This window comes from Candidatus Dependentiae bacterium (genome assembly GCA_026389065.1).
GTDB lineage: Bacteria > Babelota > Babeliae > Babelales > Chromulinivoraceae > JACPFN01.
This window is the reverse complement of sequence record JAPLIP010000019.1, coordinates 1-10,768: the sequence shown is the minus strand read 5'-3', so window position 1 is coordinate 10,768 and position 10,768 is coordinate 1. Positions and strand designations below refer to the sequence as shown.

Below are 10,768 nucleotides of genomic sequence, written 5' to 3'. Positions count from 1 at the left end.
TTAGATAGAAAGGATATTGGCAGAGATAGTCGTAGTAAGCTAGAAGCGTTCCAAGCTAAAATGGACACTTTATATAATCTTTTGAAAGCTAATCATATATCAACGGTGCCAGAATCAATTCTTAAAGAGTTAGAGAAAGAATTAGATTCTATTGAGCAATCTATCAATAATAAATCTATCAGTTCAACTTCTGTTGGGAGCAAGCCGACTCTTTCATCTGTAACAAGAAAATCGTCTATGTCGGAAGAAGAAAATAGAAATTTAAAAGTAGGATTTGATGAAAAGGCTATTTAAAAGTAGGATTTGATGAAAAGGCTCCGCCTGCTTTAGTAGCAAAAAGATCAGAAAACGTTGGAACAAAGCCTGTTGATATGGCAAAAATGGATATGGATTTCCAAGAGTATGAAAGAGTTTTTAAAGTTAAGCTGGATCCTAGAATGCGAATTATTCTGACGCACAATAATCAGTTAGAAGCAGGATTTGATGAAAAGGCTCCGCCTGCTTTAGTAGCAAAAAGATCAGAAAACGTTGGAACAAAGCCTGTTGATATGGCAAAAATGGATAGGGATATCAAAAAATATGAAAGAGTGATGAATGTTAAGGTGGATCCTAGAATGCGAATTATTTTGGCAAATCCAGAAGAAAATCGCTAAAATGCGACGTGAGACGCGATTTTAATTTTATTAAAAATACTTTTAGTTTGTTAAAAATAACCAGCTTTTAAAACAGCTGGTTATTTTTTTGCAATTTCATTAAAATGTGCACAGTTGCATGGTGAAATTTAAACAAAAAAAGGATTTTTTTATGAAGGCTTTGTCTATTGTTTTAACAGGTAGCATGATCACAATTTGTTGCATTCTTGGTGTTTTTGCTCATAAAACCTACAATCAATTTTGTATGATCGAAGAGTCGATCCTGATTCTTCAAGAAAAATTAATAGATTTAAATCAAGCAGAGAACCCTTCTGTTCCTGTTCAGCCAGTTGATTATTCATCTTATCAAAATATCTCTGCTTCATCATGTCAGCTGTGGCTCAGGTTACAAAAAAATTTACAAAATACCGTTGTGCAATTATTTGTAACAAATGCTGAACATAATATTTTACAGCCATATAAAACTCCTCAACAGGGAAGATGTACAGGATCTGGGTTCATTATAAATGAGCAGGGCGAAATGATTACGAATGCTCATGTTGTCAATGGTTCTACGTGTATCATGGCGCAAATTACAGCATTTGGTAAACATCAGTTTGAAGTAGATTTGGTTGGGCTTATGCCAGAAAAAGATTTTGCATTAGTAAAGTTTAGACCCGATGATGTTGAAATGATTGTTAAAACTCTTGGAAAAATGCCATTTTTACCACTTGGTGATTCTGATAGCGTGATGCGTTCTCAAGAAATTATTGCCTTAGGTTATCCGTTAGGGCAGCAATCATTAAAAAGTACAACAGGAGTGGTTAGTGGTAGAGAGGGTGGAAGTATTCAAATTAGTGCAGCTATTAACCCTGGAAGCTCTGGTGGTCCATCCGTAGATTGTTGTGGAAATGTTATCGGAATTAATAGTTCGGGTATTATGTCAGCTCAAAACGTTGGCTATGTTATCCCAATTAATGACATCAAACCATTTTTAAATGATTTACGAGCAGGGGGCCTTGTTCGAAAACCTTATCTTGGACTCTATCAATCAATTGGGACAGAAGAATTGGTTAAGGCTTTGGGCAATCCTTTACCAGGTGGTACGTATGTAGTTGATGTTTTAACGGATAGTCCGCTTTATGGTCAGATGAAGCCTGGTGATATGATTTATGAAATAAACGGTATTTCAATTGATTTGTACGGTGAAATGATTGTTCCTTGGAGTGAAGATAAAATTTCAACATCTGAATACATTGCAAGGTTGGCAGTTGGTCAAAAAGTGTCAATGACTGTGTATCGCAAGGGTAAAAAAATGTGCTTTGAGTGTACTTTTGATAGAAAAAAGCTCGCTCCAATCAGACAGGTTTTTACAGAGTATGAAGAATTACCATTCGAAGCTTTTGGTGGTTATGTTGTCATGCCATTTATGCTTAATCATTTACAGTTTTTACTTCCTGTGGTTCCAACACTGATAAAATATAGTGAAGAAAAAAATCAAGGAGAGCCTCTTTTAGTGGTTACTCATGTAATGCAAGATTCTCCAGCCTATCGAGCTCGATTACACATTGCCGGTTCAATTCTAAAAAAAGTAAATGGTATCGATGTAAAAACTCTTGATGATTTACGCAAAGCATTACTTCATTCAGGTGAAATTATTACCGTTGAAACAACAGATAATATTTTAATCGCACTTTGCAAAGAAAAAGTTTTAAAAGCAGAGCGATCACTTGCTACTATTTTTGGATATAAAATTACTCAAGGCATGGTCAATTTAATGCAGAAAGAAAACCAGTCTGTTGCTGTTCAGCCAGTTATGGCTTAGTTGTTTGTTATAAAAAGGAAAAGAGATAATATGAAGTCGAAAAATTTGTTTTTGTTTTTAATTGGTATCGTTCCAGTTATTAATTCTCAAGATGATGTTACAACAAGTTATGGCGATTTGCCTCTTCGGGCTATGGTTGACATGAGCTCGATTAACAGTTCAATACATAAAAGTATTCATGACGGAATAATTCAAAAACAAAAACCATTTATGGAAATTCCAATAAATCCTGGGTATAGATTGCGGTGATGATCAAGAAGAAAAAGAAGACCTTGAAGTCTATTCTACTAATAATGAATATCGATGCGGGCAGCAAGGTCCAAATTCTCCAAACATTTCAGATACAGGTGTCACCATTCCACCAGATACTCAAGGAGCTGTAGGCCTTAATCATATCGTTACCCCACTCAATGATTTAATAACGATTAGTAACAAAACAACTGGAGCTGTTATAAGTTCAGTCACCATGAATTCTTTTTGGGCACCTATTGGTGGAAATCCTGATTGTTTTGATCCTCGTATTGCTTATGATAAATATAATAATCGCTGGATTTTTATTGCATCAGCAAATGATAATTCGCCAGCTTCAGCCATTTTAATTGCAGTGTCTGCAACCAGTGATCCAACAGGAGTATGGTATTTATATAGTATTGATGCTGATGGGGCAAATCTTGTCTGGGTTGATCAACCACTTATGGGATTTAATAAAAACTGGATTACTATACAGGCAAATATGTTCAATATTAGCAACGGAGCTGCAAATAGATCGCATATTTATGTGATAAATAAGGCGCAGTTGTATGCTCATGGAGCTCTTTCTTTTACGCTGCTTTCAAGTAGCTCAATTGGTTTTTCTCAATTTCCGGTACAGACCTATGACAATACGATAACGACTCAATATTTGGTGCAAGATTGGAATGGCAACAGTGGCGGCAAAGGTTATCTAAGGTTGTATCAAATTACGCCGACTGGAACAAATGGAGCTCCGGTACTCTCTACAATAGCAAGCCCTGTTTCTCCAGCGCCTTGGGCTTCAAATTCACCAAGGATAAATAAAGGTTTTGCGCCACAATCTACGACAACTTTGCGAATTGCTACAAATGATTCTAGAATAATTAATGCGGTTTATAGAAATGGTTTTATTTGGGCGGCGCATACAGTTATTTTGCCAGCAACGGGTACGCCAACTCGTACTGCTGCACAATGGTGGCAATTAAATACATCAGGAGCTGTAATTCAACGCGGTCGTATTGAAGATACGCTTGCTACAGCAACAAACGGTAGATTTTTTTATGCCTTTCCTTCCATTTCTGTAAATTCTAGAAACGATGCTTTAGTTGGGTATTCTTGTTTTAGTTCATCGCGGTTTCCATCAGCAGCTTATTCATATCGATTAGCTGGTGATACACTAAGCACCATGCGGCCATCTGTAGCAACACAGTTGTAGATCCTTCAAATGATCGTGATTTTTGGACTATTCAAGAGTATTCTGGCGCACAATCAGGAGGAATAAGTAGTTGGGGAGTATCATGGGCGAACTTAGTTTTGCCTTAAAGTTTATTACATAAAATAATTTTGAAAAGTATAAAGCCGTAGTTTTAAGACTCTGCGGCTTTATACTTTTTTACTTAGATAGCCAGCAATCAGCAATGTGATCGTTAACCATTCCAATAGCCTGCATGTAGGCATAGATGATTGTTGATCCTACAAATTTCATGCCTCGTTTCTTTAAATCATTTGAAAGCTTATCACTTTCTTTTGTGCTTGTTGGTACATCAGAGTTAGTCTCCCAACGGTTTACGATTTGTTGATGGTTTACAAAATTCCAAAGATAATTATTAAAAGAACCGAATTCTTTTTGGATAGATAAAAATACTTGAGCGTTTTTACGAGTGCTATAAATTTTTAATCGATTGCGAATAATTGCAGGGTCTTGTCTTAATGCTTCGAGCTGATCATCTGACATACTTGCAACTTGTGTAACATCAAAATTATAAAAAGCGTTTCGATATCCGTCGCGTCTTTTAAGAATTGTTTCCCAGCTCAGTCCAGCTTGAGCACCTTCTAAAATGAGCATTTCAAAAAGCATTTGATCTTGGTGTACAGGAACTGCCCACTCATTGTCATGATATGTAGCATAAAATTCTTTTCCAGCTCCGTTTCCAAAGCAACGTTTTTTTATCATATTTCTCACAATTCTTACAATTTTATTTTTAGAATAACTATCCGCAATTTATTTTATGAAAACATTTTTTTGATAGAATTAGTTCAAATTGATTGTGGCAATATTGTCACATAAACATCTAGAATCCAATCTATTGTATCTTCTTCTTCTTCTTCAAATCCAGGATCCCCAGGATTAAGAAATGTAAAATTTTGAAAATCAAGTGGATTAATTTCTGCTTGTGCTTCATCTAAAAACTTTTGAAAAATTGGCATAGGAGAATTTAAAATATTTAATTTGCAACCAAATGGCAATTTAATATTTTTCCCAGATAAAATATTAAATTTTAATTGAACTGATTGTGCGTCATACCAAAGATAAAATGTTGCTGGAATAGCATTAAATTTATTATTAATTTGTTCTGATCGATTTGATAATAATTGTGATATAAATTTTTCAAGATCTTTAACTTGAATAGTTTTTACAAAATCTTGGTCAAATGTTATTGACCAGATATTATTACTAATTTCTTCTTTAGTTGAAAAGGTGTTTCCAGAAAGAAATATAGGATCTTCTAAAAGGTCTTGTAATTCATCCCAGTTTTTAATTGCAGCATGACTCATGAATAAAATATTAATTCCTTGTATGGTATAAATCTACCCGTTGGGCCTTTATGTTTATCTAAAATTATTTTTCCAAGCGCGTCAGCATCAAATATCCAATCTAATCCTTTTATAAAAATACACTCTTGATAAAGTTAGTTAAGTTTTATTTTTGAAGCGTAGCCATTATCCAATTCAATCTTCTAAGGCGTCAAAGGCTGAAGCTACTTTGTAGAGTCTTTCATGTGAACAACAGGATTTTCTGATGTTTCATTATGTTTGTTTGTCATACAGTCTGAACACTGCGCTACTTCGTTAAAATATATGAGGTCTTTTAGTTGCTGCGCTTGCTTAAGCCAGGTTTGAGCTGTCTCCTGATTAATCGTCATTTTAATGAGTGGTTGATACGAATCAATGTATTGAAAAAACTGATGAACTATTGGATCTGTTGGTTGAATAAAATCATTCTCATTTGGTAGATCAGGCCATGTAAAATTTTCACCGATTTCAAGAATGATATTTTTGTTCATGTCATTATACATCCAAACACCAAGATCAGGATTAACCTCTGTTCTGGTAGTGCAAAGAAGATATTTTGACATGCTGACAGATTTTGGCCTTCCCGAGTTATCTGCATGTTCTTCAATAAAAGGGCGTAATTCTTCTGAGACTAAAAATTCATTATCTAAGATAGATGGACTTGGACTATTTGAGTAATGAAATATTAAATCATTAGTTAATGTGGCTGTTAATTTTTCAATTAAATCATTAACAATGTCTAGAGACCATGCCATGCCAATTAAAAGTTGCGTTTGGTCTTGATGTAAAATAACTTTAGTTTCATTCATGAATGAAATTTGATCAACAGAAATATGAGTGGGAAATAGTTCTATGTAGCTATATGAGTTAATTTGAAATATATGATTATTCATTTTATAATTCCTCCATTGGCGATATGTCGCACTAATTTTGCATAAAATAAAGCTTCTCGTTCAGGGCGCCTTAGACTTTTAAATTCTTCAATAATGTATCCATGAAATACTCGATTGCTTGTTTGCCTAAGAACGACAAAATGATTGTCTTCAATAGCTATACGATCTGGACCGTTTTTAATTTGTATTGATTTGTTTAATGCCGCTTGACCTTTTCGAGGTGGCTTACCAATTCCATTGCGGGCATTAGGGTGATGTTTGGGAGATTCTTTATATCGACCATATGTCCACTCATCTTCATCCTCTGGATCAGGGCCACCAGCAAATGCAGGTGAGCTGCCAACAGAAAACGTAGGATTGTATTTTTCGCTTTTACCACGCTTTAAAAGTTGTGTACCTAGCCACCAACCAGCAATGCAAATGCCACAATAAAGACCTTCAAAAGAGACTCCGCCACCAAAAGCAATCGAGAACCCTATAAAAAATGGTGGGAAATTATGCACAACTATGTCTTGCGTGCCTATAAAAAACGTATGCTGATTATCAAGTTGAACATCAAAAAATTCAATCTCACCGTCAAGAAATTCAATATCATCAATGGTTACAATATCTTTGTGCCCTGAAAGTAGTGGCATTGATTTTTGTAAATGCTTTGCCTTGCACCATATCTGTTTTTCAGGATCGTAAAATTTTTGTTGTGGCGCTGCAATGATGGCATCATCTCCAACCGAAATTAAAATGGCTCGAGATAAAAAATAGGATGTTGTTTTTTTTACTTTGCTTAAGCAGCAATCACCAGATTTGGCAATTGAATAAACAATATTTCCTGATTGTAGCTGCTCAATGGATGTGTATCCAAAAGGTGTTTTGACCATTGTTCCAGCTGCAAAACCAGGTAGTAGGTTTGTTGAAAAGAAAAGGAAAGATAGAAGAATTGATAATTTGAATTGCTTGTTCATGATTGCTCTTGATTGTTGTTTATCATGCAATCAAGTTTAATTTGTTTGTGGGATTATGCAAAAAGAATTAACAATGAATTTTTACCAAAGTCTGTTTTTGGCAAATGCACGGCCGGAAAATGACTTTTGATCTTTATTGTCCAAACTACGTGTCTCGTTTCACTCGCTTACTTCGTCGGACAGCTTTCGCTTTTGTTTTGTATGTCAATGTTTCTAATATTGTTTTCTTCGTTCAGTAGTGGCCGTGCCAGCTGAAGCCTTGGCGAAAGCTGGTGCGCCCGGTAGGGATCGAACCTACAACCCACGGATTCGAAGTCCGTTACTCTATCCAGTTGAGCTACAGGCGCACATAAATTTAATTTCAAAAAAGGAATATGTTTTTGCAGCTAGAATGCTGTCTTAGATAAAAACATTATAACATGCTGTATTTTTTTGAAAACATAAAAGTTATAAAAAATGATTCATCACAAGAAAAAGGGTGATGACATTATTTTGCCATCACCCTAAAAAGTTTAATGTAATTTTTTATGCCGGAACTTGATATGGCGCATTGTCGCCATCTCCTGATTTTTCATTTGTTACCTGAGCTGTTGGTTTAGCTGGTCCGACATTAAATTCTTGAAAGTCAGCATCTGAGACGACAGCAGGAGCCTTACTTTTTGCTCGTTGTTTGCCTTCAGAATAAGATGTTGTAATAGAATCAGCAAAGCTTTTTGCTATCTTTTTATTAAAATCGCCTATTGATTTGGCAGCCTTGTTAATGTTTTCTTTTGCTGTTTGGTAATATTTTTTGCCATCGTCGCCTAATAAATTGTTTATTCCTAGATCTATTCTTTCTGTTAATGTTTTTGCGTTGCTTTCATAAGCCTCAGCACGAAGAAGTTTTGTTGTTTCTGGCATTAGTTTTGCAGTTGCATCTAGGAAATCATTTTGAATTTTTATAGATTTTTCATTTTCTGCATGGCTAGCTTTGTGGAACACTAAAAATCCTACTTTTGCAGCTATGGCAAAAGCTTCCATGCCTAAAACAATTGGTCCGATAATTATAGCTCCATGCGCAAGAAGTAAAATTCCTGCAACCGTCCCAAGAACTAAGAAAGCTATAATTCCTATGTTTTTAAGAAGTCTGACATTTTTAATGCTTTTAATATCTTCTTTTGTGCTGTTTATTTCGTCATTGAATGCCTCAAGGGCTTTTATTTGTTCATCCAGAGATGATTTTAATGCATCGTGAAGGCTAACTTTAACGGTTGTTGTCTCTGTTTGCGCAAGACTTTTTACTTCTATTTGGCTTGTTGTATCAAGAGCTTCTAATGCTTTAGTTGCTTCTTCGGGAAGTTTTAAGCATGATTTAGAGAATTTTATTAACTTGGAAAGGGCTTTTGGCGAAATCGACGTGTCTTGCAAGTCCAGCAGACTTGTTTTAATATTTTTTACAAATTCCGCTCTTTCTTCTGGGCTTTTTTCCATGAATGTTTTCATGTCTGCTAAATCAAGTAAGCTTTTAAGTCTTGGGTCTTTGTTAATCTCTTCATTATTTTTTCTAAATGTTGCTATTTGCTCGCTTTGAATCTTAAGGTCTTGCTGTAATCGCTCTCTGCTTGTATCGAGTCTGATAATATTACGAGCTTTTTCTGTTTCAGCATCATTTGCACCATCAGTTGCCATGGTGTGAAAAGCTCTTTCAAAGAATCCTTGTTTAAGTCTAACCGCTGCTTTTGCCTTATCTTCTTTTACCCAAAATTCATCTTGAGCTTTATTTTCAGCTACTCGTTTTGCTGCAAGGTCAGAATCAGCTGCTTTGTATTCAGCTTCCATTCCTTCTGAAGCCATTAAAAAATATGGGGACAAAAGTAACGAAAATAAGATTTTTTTCATAAGCATCTATATGGGGACAAAAGTAACGAAAATAAGATTTTTTTCATAAGCATCTCTTTTTTTATAGGTTTTAGTAGCGATGAAAAAACTATATTTTTATTTGTGCTCGATTGTAAAGAGTTTTTATCAATCAGGTGAAAAAAATCTTAGTTTACTTATGCAAGTGAGTATGAAAAAATGAAAAGATGTTTTTGTTTTAAAGCCATGTTTTAAAATTGTTTATCAAGGAATAGTAAGCATTAAATTCCCAGCCATTGCTTTTGCCAATACCTTTAAAAGCTTGTCTGAATTGAAGTCCGCCAACGAGTACTTGAGTATCTAGTGGAGCATTTTTAAGTTCTTTTTGTTCATTTAAAGCTTGTGATACGTGGTCAATAGATGATTTATCGCTTGTAAGAATGCAGCTCGGGATAGCGTTTGGATTTTTAGAGCTGTATTCAGCTATCGCAAAATTAGCAAAAAGTTGAAATTGAAGTTGTTCATATGTCATTCTTGGAGTTGATCTAGGCGTTGAGCGAGGAGTGTCAGAAGTAAATATTTTTGTTTGTATGCTTAAAAATAATACGAATGAAAAGATAATATGACGGTTCATAGCAATGATTCCTTTTTATTTTGTGAGTTGATTAAATTCTTAGCGTAAAAATGGCGTATGTTTTTTAATGTCGATATAAACTTTGTACAGGTAAGGTTATCATCGATTATTTCATAGTCAAAAAAGTTTATATAATTTCTGTGTATTCATGATTCAAAGCATCGTTTCGAAGTTTTTGTATCATACTTGCATCATGTAAAAAAGAGCCAAAATAGACATAGAATTTATATCCTTGATCATCTGCAATATCGCCAGAGGTAATTTGATTACACTCTGTTCCCATGCGATCTTGAAAGGAAACAATGCGCACTACATGATTTTGGGCTGGTGTTGCTTCTATAATTTGTCCACAAATTTTTTTATCTTCAAGCAGGCTGTTTCCAAGATAGAGCATGACATGATCCATGCGTGTAAAATGTTTTGTGATAGAAACGAAAAATATTAAATCTCCAGTTTGTAGCTCAGAACAAAAATCAATTTTTTGCGAGTGTAAAAACTGTTCATGGGACATGCGTGGCAACTGTAATCCATGTGCTAAAAAGCTCAGTCCAACAAGCCCAGAACAATCAACACTCGAAATAAATTGATCATTTTGTGCGCTTCTGCCGCCCCAGGAATAAAAGTCCCCTAAAAACTTTAATGATGTTTTGGCAATGCTGTTTCGCAAATCTTCAATTGATTCTTGGACTGTTGGATTCATGAAATAGACATCACCGTCATGCAGAAATCCTTTTTGTCCATTGGGTAGAAATACTTTCCAGGTATCGCTATTTATTTTTTCTCCATGAAGCCTCGTGCCAATAGAAACGGTACAAATAGCTTGATTTTTTTCATCAAAAATATCAGCAGTGTATTGATTTACCACAATGTTGTAGCTTGGAAACTTTTCAACTTCTATGACATCTTTAGCCTGTATCCAACCTGGATATCCATGCCATCCATCTGGAATATGATAAAATTGTTGTTGAAGCGCGCTAACTTTAAGCCATAATATTTTATTTTCATCCATAAATTCTTGGTGAGCAACTACATGCTCACCAAGTAAAAGTTGTGTTATTTGAAGAGGATTAGTTTGATCTGATGTTGGAAGTTTTAATTCTCGGTCATTTGCTTTTGGCTGATATCTCAAATCAGCAACGCAAGAAGTTACAATCATTTTTTTTGAAAAATCTGTAAAAGATTGC

12 protein-coding genes and 1 tRNA gene are annotated in these 10,768 nt (G+C 34.9%); 5 read left to right on the top strand and 8 right to left on the bottom strand.

What is annotated here, in order from left to right:
- The 5 genes from NTU89_00820 to NTU89_00800 all read left to right on the top strand — a co-directional run.
- A partial coding sequence (locus NTU89_00820) for a hypothetical protein (GenBank protein MCX5923087.1) occupies positions 1–294 on the top strand: 294 nt, incomplete at its 5' end.
- Positions 295–371: 77 nt separating this feature from the next.
- On the top strand, positions 372–653 hold the full coding sequence (locus NTU89_00815) for a hypothetical protein (GenBank protein ID MCX5923086.1): 282 nt from the start codon (positions 372–374) through the stop codon (positions 651–653).
- Positions 654–804: 151 nt separating this feature from the next.
- The gene (locus tag NTU89_00810) at positions 805–2,457 is read left to right on the top strand and encodes a trypsin-like peptidase domain-containing protein (protein MCX5923085.1); all 1,653 of its coding nucleotides are present in this window, start codon (positions 805–807) and stop codon (positions 2,455–2,457) included.
- A 30-nt stretch (positions 2,458–2,487) separates the two neighbouring features.
- On the top strand, positions 2,488–2,706 hold the full coding sequence (locus NTU89_00805) for a hypothetical protein (protein ID MCX5923084.1): 219 nt from the start codon (positions 2,488–2,490) through the stop codon (positions 2,704–2,706).
- 217 nt (positions 2,707–2,923) lie between these two features.
- Complete coding sequence (locus NTU89_00800; GenBank protein MCX5923083.1) at positions 2,924–3,904, top strand: hypothetical protein; 981 nt, start codon at positions 2,924–2,926, stop codon at positions 3,902–3,904.
- Positions 3,905–4,081: 177 nt separating this feature from the next.
- Here the strand turns inward: NTU89_00800 and NTU89_00795 are convergent, their stop codons facing one another.
- The 8 genes from NTU89_00795 to NTU89_00760 all read right to left on the bottom strand — a co-directional run.
- The gene (locus NTU89_00795) at positions 4,082–4,642 is read right to left on the bottom strand and encodes a DNA-3-methyladenine glycosylase I (GenBank protein MCX5923082.1); all 561 of its coding nucleotides are present in this window, start codon (positions 4,640–4,642) and stop codon (positions 4,082–4,084) included.
- An 83-nt stretch (positions 4,643–4,725) separates the two neighbouring features.
- Positions 4,726–5,244, bottom strand: coding sequence for a hypothetical protein (locus NTU89_00790; protein ID MCX5923081.1), 519 nt, complete (start codon positions 5,242–5,244; stop codon positions 4,726–4,728).
- 203 nt (positions 5,245–5,447) lie between these two features.
- Positions 5,448–6,155 (bottom strand): hypothetical protein, encoded by a 708-nt coding sequence (locus NTU89_00785; GenBank protein ID MCX5923080.1) that lies wholly within the window; start codon positions 6,153–6,155, stop codon positions 5,448–5,450.
- Positions 6,152–7,114 (bottom strand): polymorphic toxin-type HINT domain-containing protein, encoded by a 963-nt coding sequence (locus tag NTU89_00780; protein ID MCX5923079.1) that lies wholly within the window; start codon positions 7,112–7,114, stop codon positions 6,152–6,154. The genes NTU89_00785 and NTU89_00780 overlap by 4 nt, the downstream gene beginning before the upstream one ends.
- Before the next feature lie 270 nt (positions 7,115–7,384).
- Positions 7,385–7,461 (bottom strand) — tRNA-Arg (locus NTU89_00775).
- A gap of 178 nt (positions 7,462–7,639) precedes the next feature.
- Positions 7,640–8,992: a hypothetical protein gene (locus NTU89_00770; GenBank protein ID MCX5923078.1), complete on the bottom strand. Its 1,353-nt coding sequence runs from the start codon at positions 8,990–8,992 to the stop codon at positions 7,640–7,642.
- 196 nt (positions 8,993–9,188) lie between these two features.
- Positions 9,189–9,584 carry a hypothetical protein gene (locus NTU89_00765; protein ID MCX5923077.1) on the bottom strand — a complete coding sequence of 132 codons (396 nt, stop codon included), beginning with the start codon at positions 9,582–9,584 and terminating at the stop codon, positions 9,189–9,191.
- Between the two features lie 127 nt (positions 9,585–9,711).
- The coding region (locus tag NTU89_00760) for an NlpC/P60 family protein (GenBank protein MCX5923076.1) at positions 9,712–10,768 on the bottom strand (1,057 nt) is incomplete at its 5' end.

Excerpts from the sequence above, each read along its gene's own strand:
- NTU89_00805 (MCX5923084.1), top strand. The coding sequence starts at position 2,488 with ATGAAGTCGAAAAATTTGTTTTTGTTTTTAATTGGTATCGTTCCAGTT.
- NTU89_00800 (MCX5923083.1), top strand. The coding sequence starts at position 2,924 with ATGAATTCTTTTTGGGCACCTATTGGTGGAAATCCTGATTGTTTTGAT.
- NTU89_00810 (MCX5923085.1), top strand. The coding sequence starts at position 805 with ATGAAGGCTTTGTCTATTGTTTTAACAGGTAGCATGATCACAATTTGT.
- NTU89_00795 (MCX5923082.1), bottom strand. The coding sequence starts at position 4,642 with ATGATAAAAAAACGTTGCTTTGGAAACGGAGCTGGAAAAGAATTTTAT.
- NTU89_00815 (MCX5923086.1), top strand. The coding sequence starts at position 372 with ATGGCAAAAATGGATATGGATTTCCAAGAGTATGAAAGAGTTTTTAAA.
- NTU89_00780 (MCX5923079.1), bottom strand. The coding sequence starts at position 7,114 with ATGAACAAGCAATTCAAATTATCAATTCTTCTATCTTTCCTTTTCTTT.
- NTU89_00765 (MCX5923077.1), bottom strand. The coding sequence starts at position 9,584 with ATGAACCGTCATATTATCTTTTCATTCGTATTATTTTTAAGCATACAA.
- NTU89_00785 (MCX5923080.1), bottom strand. The coding sequence starts at position 6,155 with ATGAATAATCATATATTTCAAATTAACTCATATAGCTACATAGAACTA.
- NTU89_00770 (MCX5923078.1), bottom strand. The coding sequence starts at position 8,992 with ATGAAAAAAATCTTATTTTCGTTACTTTTGTCCCCATATTTTTTAATG.
- NTU89_00790 (MCX5923081.1), bottom strand. The coding sequence starts at position 5,244 with ATGAGTCATGCTGCAATTAAAAACTGGGATGAATTACAAGACCTTTTA.